The sequence below is a fragment of the Streptomyces kunmingensis genome, assembly GCF_039533535.1.
Taxonomy (GTDB): Bacteria; Actinomycetota; Actinomycetes; order Streptomycetales; family Streptomycetaceae; genus Streptomyces; species Streptomyces kunmingensis.
On sequence record NZ_BAAATS010000002.1, the window covers coordinates 59,956 to 75,047 of the forward strand.

General features: G+C 71.3%; 16 protein-coding genes. 7 read left to right on the forward strand and 9 right to left on the reverse strand.

Annotated elements, in window-relative coordinates:
- The first annotated feature begins 48 nt into the window (after positions 1-48).
- The 3 genes from ABD366_RS02285 to ABD366_RS02295 all read left to right on the forward strand — a co-directional run bounded on the left by ABD366_RS02285 (position 49) and on the right by ABD366_RS02295 (position 3,499).
- Positions 49-519 (forward strand): MarR family winged helix-turn-helix transcriptional regulator, encoded by a 471-nt coding sequence (locus ABD366_RS02285; RefSeq protein WP_324773316.1) that lies wholly within the window; start codon positions 49-51, stop codon positions 517-519.
- A gap of 65 nt (positions 520-584) precedes the next feature.
- A complete protein-coding gene (locus tag ABD366_RS02290; RefSeq protein ID WP_411293836.1) occupies positions 585-1,805 on the forward strand; it encodes a glycosyltransferase 87 family protein in 1,221 nt (406 codons plus the stop codon).
- Positions 1,806-1,864: 59 nt separating this feature from the next.
- Positions 1,865-3,499, forward strand: a complete 1,635-nt coding sequence (locus ABD366_RS02295; protein WP_324773318.1) for a glycosyltransferase family 2 protein — start codon at positions 1,865-1,867, stop codon at positions 3,497-3,499.
- Positions 3,500-3,586: 87 nt separating this feature from the next.
- On the opposite strand, the gene ABD366_RS02300 is transcribed toward ABD366_RS02295, so the two are convergent.
- Both ABD366_RS02300 and ABD366_RS02305 read right to left on the reverse strand, forming a co-directional pair.
- Positions 3,587-4,228 carry a response regulator transcription factor gene (locus ABD366_RS02300; protein WP_324773320.1) on the reverse strand — a complete coding sequence of 214 codons (642 nt, stop codon included), beginning with the start codon at positions 4,226-4,228 and terminating at the stop codon, positions 3,587-3,589.
- On the reverse strand, positions 4,216-5,370 hold the full coding sequence (locus ABD366_RS02305; protein ID WP_324773322.1) for a sensor histidine kinase: 1,155 nt from the start codon (positions 5,368-5,370) through the stop codon (positions 4,216-4,218). Before ABD366_RS02305 ends, ABD366_RS02300 begins: the two co-directional genes overlap by 13 nt.
- A 165-nt stretch (positions 5,371-5,535) precedes the next feature.
- Here ABD366_RS02305 and ABD366_RS02310 point away from each other — a divergent pair, with 165 nt between their 5' ends.
- Entirely contained in the window at positions 5,536-5,706 is a 171-nt protein-coding gene (locus ABD366_RS02310; protein ID WP_324773323.1) for a hypothetical protein, read from the forward strand.
- 2 nt (positions 5,707-5,708) lie between these two features.
- Here the strand turns inward: ABD366_RS02310 and ABD366_RS02315 are convergent, their stop codons facing one another.
- On the reverse strand, positions 5,709-6,620 hold the full coding sequence (locus ABD366_RS02315; protein WP_324773325.1) for an RpnC/YadD family protein: 912 nt from the start codon (positions 6,618-6,620) through the stop codon (positions 5,709-5,711).
- A gap of 129 nt (positions 6,621-6,749) precedes the next feature.
- On the opposite strand from ABD366_RS02315, the gene ABD366_RS02320 reads away from it, so the two are divergent.
- Positions 6,750-7,712, forward strand: coding sequence for an ADP-ribosylglycohydrolase family protein (locus ABD366_RS02320; protein ID WP_324773327.1), 963 nt, complete (start codon positions 6,750-6,752; stop codon positions 7,710-7,712).
- Positions 7,713-7,750: 38 nt separating this feature from the next.
- Here the strand turns inward: ABD366_RS02320 and ABD366_RS02325 are convergent, their stop codons facing one another.
- The 4 genes from ABD366_RS02325 to ABD366_RS02340 all read right to left on the reverse strand — a co-directional run bounded on the left by ABD366_RS02325 (position 7,751) and on the right by ABD366_RS02340 (position 10,308).
- Complete coding sequence (locus ABD366_RS02325) at positions 7,751-8,569, reverse strand: phosphotransferase (RefSeq protein ID WP_324773329.1); 819 nt, start codon at positions 8,567-8,569, stop codon at positions 7,751-7,753.
- The gene (locus ABD366_RS02330; RefSeq protein WP_411293837.1) at positions 8,566-9,234 is read right to left on the reverse strand and encodes a LysE family translocator; all 669 of its coding nucleotides are present in this window, start codon (positions 9,232-9,234) and stop codon (positions 8,566-8,568) included. The genes ABD366_RS02325 and ABD366_RS02330 overlap by 4 nt, the downstream gene beginning before the upstream one ends.
- Before the next feature lie 88 nt (positions 9,235-9,322).
- Complete coding sequence (locus ABD366_RS02335) at positions 9,323-9,508, reverse strand: DUF397 domain-containing protein (protein ID WP_324773331.1); 186 nt, start codon at positions 9,506-9,508, stop codon at positions 9,323-9,325.
- Positions 9,505-10,308: a helix-turn-helix domain-containing protein gene (locus ABD366_RS02340; RefSeq protein ID WP_324773333.1), complete on the reverse strand. Its 804-nt coding sequence runs from the start codon at positions 10,306-10,308 to the stop codon at positions 9,505-9,507. Before ABD366_RS02340 ends, ABD366_RS02335 begins: the two co-directional genes overlap by 4 nt.
- 100 nt (positions 10,309-10,408) lie before the next feature.
- Here ABD366_RS02340 and ABD366_RS02345 point away from each other — a divergent pair, with 100 nt between their 5' ends.
- A complete protein-coding gene (locus ABD366_RS02345) occupies positions 10,409-10,861 on the forward strand; it encodes an ATP-binding protein (protein ID WP_324773335.1) in 453 nt (150 codons plus the stop codon).
- A gap of 3 nt (positions 10,862-10,864) precedes the next feature.
- On the opposite strand, the gene ABD366_RS02350 is transcribed toward ABD366_RS02345, so the two are convergent.
- Together ABD366_RS02350 and ABD366_RS02355 are read right to left on the reverse strand one after the other, a co-directional pair.
- Entirely contained in the window at positions 10,865-11,566 is a 702-nt protein-coding gene (locus ABD366_RS02350) for a response regulator transcription factor (RefSeq protein WP_324773337.1), read from the reverse strand.
- A complete protein-coding gene (locus tag ABD366_RS02355) occupies positions 11,563-12,891 on the reverse strand; it encodes an ATP-binding protein (protein WP_324773339.1) in 1,329 nt (442 codons plus the stop codon). Before ABD366_RS02355 ends, ABD366_RS02350 begins: the two co-directional genes overlap by 4 nt.
- Positions 12,892-13,065: 174 nt before the next feature.
- Here ABD366_RS02355 and ABD366_RS02360 point away from each other — a divergent pair, with 174 nt between their 5' ends.
- On the forward strand, positions 13,066-14,373 hold the full coding sequence (locus tag ABD366_RS02360) for a PspC domain-containing protein (RefSeq protein WP_324773341.1): 1,308 nt from the start codon (positions 13,066-13,068) through the stop codon (positions 14,371-14,373).
- Positions 14,374-15,092: the final 719 nt, after the last annotated feature.

Genomic DNA, 15,092 nt, shown 5'->3' on the forward strand with positions numbered 1-15,092 from the left:
CAATTCAATTGCGCACAACTAAATGACGCGTTCGGTTACCCTGGAACCATGACCAGCACCCGCCCCGCCGCCGAGGACTTCCTCCGGCTCGACCGGCAGATCTGCTTCTCGCTGAACGCGGCCTCCCGCGCGTTCGGCGGCCTCTACCGCGTCCTCCTCAAGGATCTCGGGCTCACCTACCCGCAGTACCTGGTCATGCTGGCCCTCTGGGAGGAGCCGGAGAGCGAAGGACTCCCGGTCAAGCGCCTCGGCGAGCGGCTGCGCCTCGACTCGGGCACGCTGTCGCCCCTGCTCAAGCGCCTGGAGGCGAGCGGCCTCGTACGGCGCGAGCGCAGCGCGCGCGACGAGCGTTCGGTGAACGTGACACCGACCGAGGCGGGCGTCGCCCTGAAGGAGCGCGCGGTCGAGGTCCCGCGCAGCATCGCGCGGGCGACGGGCTTCGAACTGGACGAGATCGAGGACCTGCGGGAACGCCTGAACCGCCTGACGGAGGCACTGGACACGGCGACGCTCGGTTGAGCCTCCGGGCCCCTCGGGGCCCGGTTGAGCCCGCGGGGGCAACATGGGACATACGCTCCCACATCGTGACAGTCGACACGCGAGAACACTCCACCGCTCTCGAACCGGCCCCCGCCTCCCGGACCCTCCCGTCCCGCGCCGCGCTCCCCGTCCTCTGGCTGCTCACCCGGGCCGCGATGCTCCTCCTGCTCGTCCGGGACGAGACGCATCCGCTCGGGTCCGGCGGCGTCGCCCGCGAGGTCCACGGCCTGTACGCGCGCTGGGGCACCACCCTGGCCGACGGCACCTTCCCCACCGACGACCCGCTGTGGCAGTACCCGCCGGGAGCGGGCCCGCTGCTCCTGGTGCCCGGCCTGCTCCCCGGACTCACGTACTTCCAGGCGTTCGTGACGCTCACCCTCGCCACCGACGCGCTCATCACGTACGTACTGGCGCGCGGCGACCGCGACCCGCGCGGCGCCTGGCTGTGGACCGCGGGCCTCCCCCTCATGCTGCACATCCCGCTCGCCCGCTACGACATCGAGGTCACCGCGTTCGCCGTCCTCGCACTGCTCACCCTGCACCGCTCCCCCCGCCTCGCCGGCACGTTCGCGGCGCTCGGCGCCCTGGTGAAGGTATGGCCCGCGCTGACCCTGCTCGGCGTGGAGCGGGGCCGCACGACACGGCAGGCGTGGGGCGCGGCGCTCGCCGCGGCGGCCGCGATGCTCCTGGTCCTGGCGCTGGCCTTCCGCTCGCCGTTCTCGTTCCTGAGCGGGCAGAGCGGGCGCGGGGTGCAGATCGAGTCGCTCGGCGGGACGGCGCTAGCCCTCGCACGCCGGGCGGGCTGGCCCGGGCGGGTCCGGTACCAGTACGGGGCGATGGAGTACGTCGGACCGTACGTGGGTGCGGTCGCCGCGGCCTCGCTCCTACTGACCGGAGCGGCCTTCGCGGTGCTGTTGTGGTGGCGGCTGCGGGCCCGGCGGCACTCGGCGGCGACGCCGTACGACGCCGCGCTGTGCGCCGTACTGATGTTCACCGTCACCAGCCGCGTGATCAGCCCGCAGTACCTGGTCTGGCTGCTCGGCCTGTCCGCGGTCTGCCTCACCTCCCGGCACACCACGCAGCGCACGGTCGCGCTCCTCGTCCTCGCGGCGGCGGGCGTGAGCGCTCTCGCGTACCCGGTGCTGTACGCGGACGTGAAGGCCGGGACGTGGCTGGGCATCGCGGTGATGGCGGTGCGCAACGGCCTTCTTCTGGCCGGGGTTTGGGTGTCGTTCCGCTCCCTCTGGACTGCCACAAAAGCGTAAAACTCTCCGTATATTGAATAATTACTGGACAATCACCCCAAACCTCTAATATTCACCTTGTGAACTCCCACTCCCACTCCCGCTCCCTCACCGCTCCGGCGCCGACCGTCACCGTGATCGTCATCGGGTACGACGATGCCGTCCATGTCGCCGACGCGGTGCGCTCGGCGCTCGTACAGGGACCGGCCGTGCGCGAAGTGATCGCGGTCGACGACTGCTCCACGGACGGCAGCGGCGCCCTGCTCGACAGCCTGGCGGCCCACGAACCCCGGCTGACCGTCGTCCACCGCGAGACCAACAGCGGCGGCTGCGGCACCCCGCGCAACGACGGGATCGACCGCGCCTCCTCCTCGTACGTGATGTTCCTCGACAGCGACGACGTGCTGCCGCCGGGCGCGGTGGACGCGTTGCTCGACGCGGCCGGGCGGCACGGCGCGCAGGTCGCCGCCGGACTGTGCGTACGGCGCGAACTCCCGTCCGGGCACGAGGTTCCCTGGCAGCCCGAGCTCTACGCGAAGGCCGCCGTGATCGCCGGCCCCGACCGGCACCCGCGCCTCGTCCACGACACCCTCTGCGTCAACAAGCTGTACCGCACCGACTTTCTGCGCGAGCACGGGATCCGTTTCCCCGACGGCCGGTTCGTCTACGAGGACTTCGTGTTCACGGCGCGCGTACTCGCCGCGTCCCCGCGCTTGGCCCTGATCCCCGACCGCGTCTACCTCTGGCACGTACGCCGCACCGCCGAGAAGCTCTCCCTCTCCCTCGACCGGTCCGGCATCGCCAACTGGCAGGCCCGCCTCGACGCCCACCGCCAGTCCGTCACCCTCCTCCTCGACGCCTCGCACAAACGGCTCGCCCGCGCCGCCCGCTCCTACTTCCTCGACCACTCCCTGCGGATGTACGCACGCGAACTCGATCTGCGCGGGCCCGGGTACCGGGCCGAGTGGTGGACGCGGACCCGCGCCTACCTGGAGTCCTTCGACACCGCCGACTTCGAGGCGGCCCCCGCACCGGGCCGCGTCATCGGCCGCCTGATCCTCGCCTCACCGGCCCCCCGCGACCTGCCCCGCGTCAAGGAGATCGCCGCGCGACCGGCCCGCCTGCTCCCCCCGTACGCACGCGCCCCCGACGGGACGCCCGTCTGGTCGCCCGACCTCCCCCAGGTCTCCCTCGAACACCTGCTGCACCGCCCGATGGACCTGCTGCCGGTGACCGTCGACGGCGAACTGCGCCCCCGCGCCCGGGGCACCCGGCTCAAGCTGCTGCTGCACGAGCTGTACGGGCGGGTGGCCGACGCGGGGCCGCGCACGGTGGACGTGGAACTGGTGGACCGGCGACACGGCACGGTCCTCCAGCGCCGGACAGCGACGTTCGCCGCGCTGAACGGTGGCGGCGCGGAGGACGAGCTGTGGCTGGCGACGGCCCTCCTGGACCTCTCCGCGCTCGGCCGCCCCGGCACCTGCGACATCCGGCTCCGCCTGCACTTCGCCGACGGCAGCCACCGCGACGCCACCCCGCACGCCGTCCGCCGCCCCGGCCTGCTGCACCGCACCGCCGTACCGAGCCGCCGCCACGCCCTCCTCCTGGCCCACCCCCACGCCACTTACTCCGGCGCCTTGGCACTGCGTACGGCGGCGGGGTGGAGGGGGGCGCTTTCGGTTGCGCGACGCAGGGTGGCGAGACTGCTCCATTGATCCAGCCCCCAGTTAAGCCCCTCCGGCGATTGAGGAGCGGGGTCCGGGGCAGAGCCCCGCGCCCTCAGCCCCAACCCGCCCCCGGCGCTACCGCTCCAGATAGGCCAGCACGGCCAACACCCGCCGATGCCCACTGTCACTAGGCGGCAGCCCAAGCTTCGCGAACACGTTCCCGATGTGCTTACTGACGGCCCGCTCAGTGACAACCAGCGTCTCGGCGATCACCGCGTTCCCCCGCCCCTCAGCCATCAGCTTCAAAACCTCCAGCTCACGCGGGGTAAGCGTGTCGACAGGATCATCACGGCGCCGGTTGAGCAGCTCGGTGACAACCTCGGGGTCGAGCGCGGTACCACCACCCGCCACCCGCTCCAGCGCGTCCAGGAACTCATCGACCCGCCCCACCCGGTCCTTGAGCAGATAACCGACCCCGCCCGCGCCACCGCCGAGCAGTTCAGTGGCGTAGGACTCCTCGACGTACTGCGACAGCACGAGCACAGGCAGCCCGGGCAAAGCCTTACGGGCTTCCATCGCGGCCCGCAGCCCCTCGTCGCGAAACCCCGGCGGCATCCGCACATCGAGCACCGCGATGTCCGGCCGGTGCCCGAGCAGCGCGGGCAGCACCTCGGGCCCGCTCTCGGCGACGGCCACCACGTCGTGGCCCGCCGATCCGAGCAGCAGGACGAGCCCCTCACGCAGCAAGGCGTTGTCCTCGGCGATCACCACACGCACGGCAACTCCACCTCGATCACGGTCGGCCCTCCGGCAGGGCTCGACACCTTCAGGGTCCCGTCGAGCGCGGCGACACGGCGCCGCATCCCGAGCAGCCCGCTGCCCCCGGCCTCGTCGGCGCCGCCGCGCCCTTCGTCCCGCGCGCGCAGCGCCAACCCGTGTGCGGTGCGGGCGAGTTCGACCCGGGCACCGGCGGCCCCGCTGTGCTTGGCGGCGTTCGTGATCGCCTCGGCCACCACGAAATAGGCGGCCGCCTCCACCGCGGCGGGGGCGCGGCTGCCATCCTCGACGCCGTCGTCGCGCACCTCGACGTCGATGCCGCTGCCGGCCGCGAGGGCCCGCACCGCACCGACGAGTCCCCGGTCGGTGAGGATCGGCGGATGGATGCCGCGCACCACGTGCCGCAGCTCGGCGAGCGCCTCCTCGGCCTGGTCCTGGGCGTCGTCCATCAGTTTGCGCGCGGCGTCGGGATCGTGGCCGTACGCCCGTTTGGCGAGGCCGATCCGCATCGACAGCGAGACGAGGCGGGCCTGCGCGCCGTCGTGCAGATCGCGCTCGATGCGCCGCAACTCGGCGCCGTGCGCGGCCACGGCACCGGCCCGGCTGACGGTCAACTCCTCGATACGTCCACTGAGTTCGACGCCAGGCGCGGGAGCGAGCAGGGCGCTCGACCAGGTCGCGTCGAGCTCGGCGAGCCGGCCCACGAGCGGCAGCAACACGGGCGGCCTCCGCACCACCCCGGCCCACACACCGTCCACCACCACCGCCAGCGCCCACACCAGCAACGAGGCGTAGAACAACACCCATCCGTACACGAAGTGCGCGACGAGCCACCGCAGATCGCGCCAGGTACCCGGGTCGGAGACACCCAGCCGCACCCTCGTCCCCAACGGCCCTTCCAACGCCACGTACGCCTCCGGGACCACCCGCCCCGTCCAGGCGGCCACCCGGCGCCGCTTGAACCCGGCGATCCGGCGCAACAACAGCACGGTCTCGGGCAGCACCCCGGCCCCGACGACGAGCAGCGTCACCACAGCGGTGAACAGAACCAGCGCCACGAACAGATACGACAGGATCGCGAGCCCCGCCCCCACGGCCAACTGCTCCGTGGCACGCCCCGCCCGCCGCACCGTCTCCCCCATGCACCCAGGCTAGATCCTCTCCGCCCGGGTCGGAGGTGTAGCGGGCTACACCTCCAAGCCGGGAGAACACCCCATGGCCCGCACCACACCGGCTACGACATCGTGGATCAGGCAGCGAAGACCGGGCACCGAGCCCACGGACCCCACGGGGAAAGGAACACCACCATGAAGGCCCTGCTCTGGCTCATCCTGAGCGTCGCGCTCATCGTCAACGTCTCCACCAGCTTCGCCTTCGACGGCGTCCAGCAGGTCCTCATCAGCGTGGGCACAGGCCTGGCCGCGCTCGCCTCGGGCGTGGTGCTGTTCGTGACGCGCCGCCGCCGCGACTACGCGTGACCTCAGCCTGCCTCACCGTCGTCCTCCACGAAGAGCTCCGCGACATCCACAGCGGTGACGGAACGGTCGAGCCACAGATCCAGGGTGTCGAGATCAGCACACGAGGCGATCCGCTCCCGAGCCTCATCGCTGACAAGAACGCCCCGCTTCTCAAGAATCCTGAGAACCGCCTTGGCCTCACCCTGGGCACGCCCCTGGGCACGCCCTTGGACGCGACCCTCGTCCCGGATCTCTTCCGACATGTCGGAGTTGTAGAAGGAAAGATCGACAGCCATCAGATGCCTCCACTGTTGTGCTGCGGGGCGCTTGCTCAGGCCCTTCGCAACGAATTCGATGAGCGGGTTCGTCGGGCCCTCGGGGTCGTCCCGCAGGGCGGTGGAGAGTGCTTTCAGTATGGCATCGACTCTCTCATCGGCGGCGTGCGTGATCGCCGAGAACGCCGCGAGTGTCGGATCCTTGCGCGCCTCGGCCGCACTCGTGATGCGAGGCATGTTGTGGGGCCCGATGACAAGGGGCTGAACGGTCAGGCCAGGGATGGCAGGCGGCCCGCTGGACACCGGCTGTGCCGCCCACTCGGCGGTCCGCCGGTCCTGGCACACGACGAGGAGCGTCGTAGGCCGCCGGTACTTCGACCAGAGGTACGCCACGTAGTACGCCCACGTCGCGGGTTTGTCCGGGTGCTTCTTTCCCTGCGCCTCGACCGCGAGAAGATACGGGCCGAATTCCTCTGTCTCCATGTTGAGCAGCGTGTCCACGCGCCGCTCCAGAGGGTCGCCCTCCGTCAGGTCCGTGGGCATGACCGTGACTTTGGTGGGCGCGGGAACCTTCAGTCCCAGCAGCCGTGACACCCGGGTGAAGAGATCCGGGTCCTGCTGGAAAATACGGTGCATCGCCTCATGGGGCGGGCTGACCATGGGTGCTCCAGGGGCCGGTGGCATGTGCCGCGAGCATAGAGATCCAACTCAGCTTTTATGCACATAAGTTGAGCACGTTCACCGCTGGGAGTGAAAGTGCTCCACGAACCGGCGGCATAGGCTGACGCGATGCCACGGAAGTCGCCGCCGTCCCGCCCGCAACGCGCCACCGGGACCGTCATCGGCTCCGCGGTCGGCGACGCCCTCGGCGGACCGTTCGAGTTCGGTCCCGAAGGGGTGTTCTCGGCGCGGTTCCCGCCGGAAGGCGGCCCGGACGCGGGCGAGATGGCCGGGGGCAGCGGCTGGGACCCCGGTGAGGCCACCGACGACACGCAGATGGCGGTCCTGGTGGCCGAGTCGCTGCTCGACAACGGCGGACTGGCACCGGCCGATCTCTTCGCCCGCTTCCAGCGCTGGGCCGCCGCGGAACCCAAGGACATCGGCCTGCAGACCGAGGACGTCCTTGGCAACGGCCTCCCGTGGGACCAGGCCGCCGCGATCCACTTCCAGGTGACGGGACGCGCGGCCGGCAACGGTTCGCTGATGCGGGCCGCGACCTCCGCCGTGTACTTCGCGCCGCACGGCACGGACGCCACCATGGATGCCGCCCGCCGCATCGCCGCCCTCACCCACGGCGACCGCGCCGCCTGGGAAGGCACCGCCGTCCTGCACGAACTCGTGCGCCGCACACTCGACGGCGCCGACCCACTGACCGAACTCCCCGGCATCGTGGCCCTCGTCCACCCCGGCCACCGCGACCGCTACGCCACCGTCCTCGCCGCCGACTGGCACCCGGACCGGGCCACGGAGTTCAACGGGGCGGTCTGGCCGTGCCTGGGCTCGGCGGTGTGGGCGCTGCGCACGACCCGGTCGTACGAGGACGCCCTACGCGCCGCGATCGACCTCGGCGGCGACACCGACACGGTCGCCGCCGTCACGGGAGCGCTGGCAGGCGCGCTGTACGGCGTCGACGCCATACCCGGCCGCTGGACAGCAGCGCTGCACGTACCGTTGCCGGGGTTCGACGGCCGGGTTCTGCGCCTGCCTGAACTCACCAACCTGGCACGGCGGTTGGCCGAACGGAACGCGTGAGGCGGCCTCCCGCCCGCTCCCGGTGGTCCCCAGCACTGTCATCCCATGAGCGCCGCCTCGAACTCCCCGCGCCGGTCCGCCTGCCACGCCTGCAAGCGGTCCCATCCGCCCCAGCCTCCGCGCTGCGCCAGTGCCTCGATGAAGACCGGATCACCGTGCGTCACGCGGCGGGCGACGAAAGCCCGGCAGACCTCCGTGGCCTGCTCGATGACGGCGGGGAGGGCGGCCCGGTCGGCGGCCGGCAGGCCGTAGGCGCCGGCGAGTACGGCCAGCCGCCGCGCCACGTCGAGCCCTTCCGGGTAGGTACCGGCGGCGGAGAGCGGGTCGCGCACCGGGATCCAGTAGCGGGCCGTCATGGCGACGTCCCAGACCGCCCGGCCCGGCGCGGCCGTGTCGAAGTCGATGAGGGCGATCGCGCGGCCGTCCCGGAAGATGACGTTCTCGGGACAGACATCGTTGTGGCACAGGACCGGCCCACCCACCGGATCGGCGAAGTCCCGGGACCAGTCCGCGTCCGCGGGAATCTCCGTCGCCGCGTCGTGCATCCTCCGCAGCAGCACACCGACCGACCGCAACACCTCGTCCGTCATCGCCCACGCCGGGAACGGCGGCAGTGCCACCTCCCCCTTGATGTACGTCAGTTGCTCGCGTCGCCCGTCCGCGCTGCGACCGACAGGCAGCGGCGCCCCGTCGAACCCGCGGCGACGCAGCGCGGCCAAGTGGGCGTGGAGCGCGTCCGCATGCGGTGGCGCCGGCCGGTCCACGACCTGGCCCCGCCGGAACACGGCCCCCGCGTTGGCCAGCCCGCCACTCAACGGTTCCACGTCCCCGGACGCCAGGCCCTCGACGGACGTCATTCCTTCCGCCCGGTGACCGCCACCGTCACACCCAGGCCCACCATCGCCAGGCCGCCCGTCCCGCCGACCATCGCGAGGCGCCGCGGGGAGCGGGCGAACCAGGTGCGGGCCGTGGACGCCGCCAGGCCCCAGACGCTGTCCGAGGCCACCGCGATGACGTTGAAGACCAGGCCGAGCAGAAGCATCTGGAGCGCGGCGTGACCCGCCTCCCGGTCGACGAACTGGGGCAGGACCGCAGCGAAGAAGACGATCGTCTTGGGGTTGGCGACACCGACCACGAAGCCCTCCCGGAGAGTACGCAGCGTCCCGGCACCGGGATCCGCATCGTCCCCGTCACCCTTCTCGAACACCGTTTGCAGCGACCGGCGTTGGCGTATCGCCCTGACGCCCAAGTAGATGAGATACGCCGCACCGACCAGCTTCAGCGTGGTGAACACGACGATCGAGCGTTCCACGACCGAGCCGACACCGAGAGCCACGGCGACGACGAGGGCATACGCCCCGAGCGTGTTGCCGACGACCGTCGTCAGCGCGGCGCGACGCCCCTGAGCGAGGGCCCGCCCGATGACGAACAGGACGCTTGGCCCGGGAACCAGGATGAGAAGAAACGACATCGCCGCGAAGGCGAGCAGACGATCGGTCGACATCAGAGTCATGGCATCCATGGAGCCACGAAACCGTTCGCTGCTCCACTCATATCCCGCGCCCAGGCCGCCTGAACACCCCTGCGGCTCGGCGCTTGCGGCTCGAAGCTCAAACGTTGCAGGTGTGCGCGATGAACGCCGTCCAGGCAGGTGCGGCTGTGGTGAACGTCGGGCTCTGCGGGCCCAGTTTCGAGTCGCGGATGTGGATGCGCTCGGGGGCGCGGGCGGCTTCGAGGCAGTTGGCTCCTTGGCTGTCGCTGTAGCTGGACTTGAACCATGTCAGGCGGTCACTCACAGTTCCTCCGCCACCTTTCTGATGAACTCGGCCGATTCCTCAGGGCTGAGGGCATGCATGCGGATCATGCCATGGGACGTCGCGAGCGAACTGGCCTTGTCACCGTCGGCATACAGCACGCTGGTCTCCGGTCCTTCTACGTACGCGTACCGCTCATGGTCGACCGTCTCCAGCAACGCGATCGCACCGTTCAGCGCCACACCGTACGCACGCCCATACGGCAGCACCTGAATCGTCATGTTCCGCAACTCGTGCCACTTCAGCAGCTGTTCGAACTGCTCCGTCATGGTCTCCCGGCTGCCCACCACCGTACGCAGCACCGCCTCGTACAGCACGAAGCTGAACGCAACGACCTTGCGCTCGGTCAGCGCCGTCTGGCGCTTGATGCGCCCCGCCACACGCTCCTCGACGGTCTCGTCATCAAGCGGTGGGCAGCTGTCGCTGATCAGCGCGTGCGCGTACTCCCGCGTCTGCAACAACCCGGGGATGAGCAGTGGCTCGTACGAGCTGAACGCGATCGCGTCCTTCTCCAGTGCCAGAAACTCTTGCGAGCGCTCCGGGTGCGCATCCGGCTTCAGAAACTCCTGCGCGGCAACGATCTTCCCGCCTGCGCAGCACAGCTGGTCCGCGACCTGGAGAAGCCGGAGCGTGGGTTTACGTCTCCCGTTCTCCATGGACTTCACGTACTCAAGGCCGTAACCGGCCTCGTCCGCCAGCGCCTCACGCGCGACGCCCGCCCCTGTCCGCCACAGCTTGATCTGACTTCCGCAGTAACGCCACGCGTTCGAGTCGGTCGACACGCACACCTCCGCTGGCCCAGTAGGTACTCGACAGGTACAACTACTCGCCGTACATGTGTCGTTACTACCGAGGCTACTCGGCGAACGGAACGGTGGACGCATGCAGACGACAGGCCGCCCCGCGCCGGCCCTCCCCCAGGACATCGAATGGCGCCTGCCGCGTCACGCCCGGAGCGTCGGCCGCGTACGGGCGCTCTTTCGGGAGCAGGCCGCGTCCTGGGCGCTGTCCGACGACGTCACGGACACGGCCGAGCTGCTGCTGAGCGAGCTGACGACGAACGCGTACCGGCACGCAAAGGCCCCCGCGGGGCGGGAGATCTGGGCGCGGGCCGTGTTGACGAACGACCCGGGCCGTCTGCTGCGGCTGCTCGTCACCGATGCCGGTGAGTCTTTCGCCGGGCCGGGGCCCGCGCCTCAACTCCCGGCGCTGAAAGCCGAGTCGGGGCGCGGCCTCGTACTCGTACAGGCGCTGGCGGACGCCTGGGGCTCGGAGCCCCGTCCGCGCGGGCCCGGCAAGACGGTGTGGTGTGAACTGCGCCTGGAACAGGAATGAGGGTCAGACCAGGCGGCGGGCCGTTGCCCAGCGCGTCAGTTCGTGGCGGTTGGAGAGCTGGAGTTTGCGCAGGACCGCCGAGACGTGGGACTCGACCGTCTTCACCGAGATGAAGAGCTGCTTCGCGATCTCCTTGTACGCGTAGCCGCGCGCGATCAGGCGGAGGACCTCGCGTTCGCGCTGGGTGAGGCGGTCGAGGTCCTCGTCGACCGGGGGCGCGTCCGTCGAGGCGAAGGCGTCCAGGACGAAGCCCGCCAGGCGCGGGGAGAACACCGCGTCGCCTTCCTGGACACGGAAGATGGAGTTCACCAGGTCCGTGCCGGTGATGGTCTTGGTGACGTAGCCGCGTGCGCCGCCTCGGATCACTCCGATGACGTCCTCCGCCGCGTCGGAGACCGAGAGGGCGAGGAAGCGGACCGGATTCTCCGCGTCCCCCATCAACGGGGCGCTGCGGCGCAGGACTTCGACCCCGCCGCCGCCCGGGAGATGGACGTCCAGCAGGACCACCTCGGGGCGTGTCGCCGTGATCACCGTGACCGCCTGGTCGACGTCGGCCGCCTCGCCGACCACCTCGACACCCGTCGTCTCCGTACGGCCGATCTCCGCCTGGACGCCCGTACGGAACATGCGGTGGTCGTCGACCAGGACCACGCGGACGTGCCGTCCGGGCTCCTCGGTCGTCGTCTCGGCTGCCTCGTCGCTCATGACGTCTTCTCCGCCCTCTTCATGGTCAGTTCGACCTCGGTGCCGCCGTCCGGCACCGCCCGCAGCCGGGCCGTCCCGCCGTTGCGTTCCATCCGGCCGATGATCGATTCTCTTACGCCCATGCGGTCCACGGGGATGGAGTCGAGATCAAAGCCGGGCCCCCGGTCCCGTACGGACACGAACACCTCGTCCCCCTCGACCTCCGCGAAGACCTGGACGGCGCCGCCCTCGCCACCGTACTTGGCGGCGTTCACCATCGCTTCCCTCGCGGCCTGCATCTGTGCGCGCAGGCCGTCGTCGAGCGGGCAGTCGCCGACGACCACGACCTCCAGGGGCACGCCGTGCTTGTCCTCGACCTCGGCCGCATGCCGCTTGACCGCCTCGGCGACCGTCTCGGGCTCCTGCGGGTTCTCGGCGGCGGCCGGCTTGTACAGCCAGGCCCGCAGGTCGCGCTCCTGGGCGCGGGCGAGACGGCGTACTTCGGAGGGGCTGTCGGCGTTGCGCTGGATCAGGGTGAGGGTGTGCAGGACCGAGTCGTGGACGTGGGCCGCCACTTCGGCCCGCTCCTGGGCGCGGATGCGCATCAGGCGTTCCTCGGAGAGGTCCTGTGTCATCCGGATCAGGTAGGGGCCTGCCAGGAGCGCGATGCCGACCAGGACCGCGAGCGCCGCCTGGAGGATGGAACCGAGGTGCTCGGTGGCGCCCTGCGTGACGAAGATGCCGGTGACGCCCGCGCCGACGAGCACGACGCCCGCCGCCGCGCGGGCCAGGCTCAGGGTGCGTTTGCGGCGGCCGGCCTCCGCCCAGCGGGCCCGGCGCGCGTTGTCGGCCTGGCGCCACACCAGGGCGACGCCGGCGCCGACGAGGACCGTGGGGATCAGATACGCCTTGGTGTTGCCGGTGAGGTTCACGTTCTGCACGAAGATCATCGCGACGATGACCATGAGCAGCAGCGCGAGGATCTGCCCCTTGTCGGGGCGGCGCGCGACCAGGCGGCGGCGCCCGTCGGGGGCCGTCTCCGTGGTGAGCACGGTCGGCCGGTCGGTGCCGACCCCGCCCACGCCCAGCGGTACGAAGAACCAGAACGACGCGTAGAGCAGGGCCCCGAGCCCGTCCGCCATGAACAGGCCCACGAAGACCAGGCGCACCCAGACGACCGGCAGACCGAGATGCCCGGCGAGACCGCGCGCGACACCGCCGAGCCAGCGGCCGTCGCTGCTCCGGTAGAGCTTGCGCGGCGGCCGCGGGTCCCGGGCCCGGGGGTCGCGAGTGCTCCCGCTGTCCCGGGGGTCTTCCGCGAGGGGGACGGTCGCTGCTTCCTGCATGCCCCGATCGTCACACGCCGGCCCAGGTCCGGGCATCAGGGTCGGTCCCGGATACGTCCCTGATCTCAGGGCCGGTACGGGGAGGGGGCGGGGGCCGGGCTCAGGGGCGATCTCAGGGTTCGGCCAGGGTTGTCCCGACTGCCGCGGGCGGCGCGGGCCGGTCACCATGTACGTATGACGGAGCACGCCCCGCACGACGCGGAACCACCTGTGGCCACGGCCCCCGACCCGGAACCGCCCGCCCCGCGCCGCTTCCGCAGGGACCGGCGGTACAAGCAGCTGGGCGGAGTCTGCGCGGGCCTCGGCCGGCACTGCGACATGGACCCGGTGATCTTCCGTATCGGCCTCGCCGTACTCGCCGTGACCGGCGGCGTCGGCCTGATCGCCTACGGGTTCGCCTGGCTCTTCGTGCCCTACGACGACGAGGACGAGAACGAGTTCCGCAAACTCCTCACCGGCCGCGTCGACGGGCCCGGGCTCGCCGCCATCGTCACCGCGCTGGTCGGCTGCGGCGTCTTCCTTTCGATGCTGAACAACGGCGGGGCGCTCACCTTCGCCGCCGTCCTCGCCCTGCTGCTCGCGGGCGCCGGCTACTGGTCGCAGCAGCGCCGCACCGCAGACCCCGACCCCGTCGCCGCGCAGGCCGCCGCCGACGCGCCGCCCGAGGCGCAGGCGCCGCCGGTCTCCCCGGCCCCGTCGTGGTGGCGGGACCCGATCGTCAAGGACGGTACGTCCGTCGGCGGCACCGGTTACTTCTGGGGGCCGTCCGGCAGCGAGGACCTCGGACCGGCGCGGGCCGCCGGACGCGGTTCCCCGGTCAGGCGGCCCGCCGCGCCACCGCAGCCGCGCGGGCCCCGGGGCATCGGCGCCCTCACGTTCCTGCTGGCACTCGTCGCGGGCGCCGCCGGGACCGGGGCGTCCTGGGAGTCCCGCACGTTCGGCGCCAGCCTGCAGGCCGGGCTCGCCTGCGCGCTCGGCGTCTTCGGCCTGGGCATCGCGGTCAGCGCGTTCCGGGGGCGGACCGGCGCGGGCTCGATCATGCTCGCGGTGATCACGACGGGGCTGCTCGTCGCGTCCGCCGCGCTCCCGGCCAACATCGCCACCGAGTGGGTACGGACGGACTGGCGTCCGGCGAGCACGGCGGAGCTGCGGCCGCAGTACGAAGTGGGCTCCGGCGTCGGCACCCTCGACCTGTCGAAGGTGGATGTCGCCGAGGGCCGGACGAAGGCCACGCATCTGGAGATCGGCGCGGGGCAGGCGAAGATCGTGCTGCCGCGCAACGACACGGTGGAACTGCACCTCGAGGTCGGCGTCGGGGACGTACAGCTGCCCGGCGACGAGTCGAACGACGTCGATGTGCGGCCGGGCCTCGAGAAGACGCTCACGCTTGAACCACCGGCCGGAACGAAGGCCTCCGGCGGGGTGCTGCGACTTCATGTCGAGGTCGGTCTCGGACAGGTGGAGGTGTCCCGTGCGGCGTGACGGTCGGCATGGCTTTCATCCCGGGCGGTTGATCGCGGGGGTGGCGGTCGTCGTGGCGGCGGTGGTGTATCTCGGGGACGCGGGGGGTGCGTGGGATGCGCCTTGGTTCGTGGGGATTCCGGTGGTGTGCGGGGGGCTTGGGCTGGCCGGGGCGGTGGGGACGGTTGCGCAGGCGGTGCGGCTTCGGCGGCGTGGCGCTGACGCTGACGCTGGCTGACGATGATTGGGGGCCGGGGTCGAGTGCGGGTCTCGTCGTGGCCGATCGCGCAGTTCCCCGCGCCCCTGAGCACCTTTCACCTGCGCGGCGGTGGGGCTCCTCGCGCAGTTCCCCGCGCCCCTAGGCGTTTTCGTCTGCGGACCGGTGGGGGCTGGTCGCGCCGTTCCCCGCGCCCCTGAGGTGCGCACTTCGTGCGCCACCTCGTAGGCGCACGGCCTCATGGGGCTGCGGCGGAGCCGCATGGCCCAGGGGCGCGGGGAACTGCGCGACCAGCCACGACGCACCCGCACCCGCACCCCACAACGACACCCCGACGCCCCGGCGCCCGCAAACACACCCCGCCCCGCATCCACACCCGCCCAAAAAACCCCGTGTCAACCAAAGCTCGTACAACCTTCGGGCCGATTCAGGCATCTACCCTCCCGTACTCCGCGAAATCCCAGGAGCCCCAGCCGAGCTGGACACCCCGCTACCCGGGCGGCAGCGAGTACGTACCACTGCC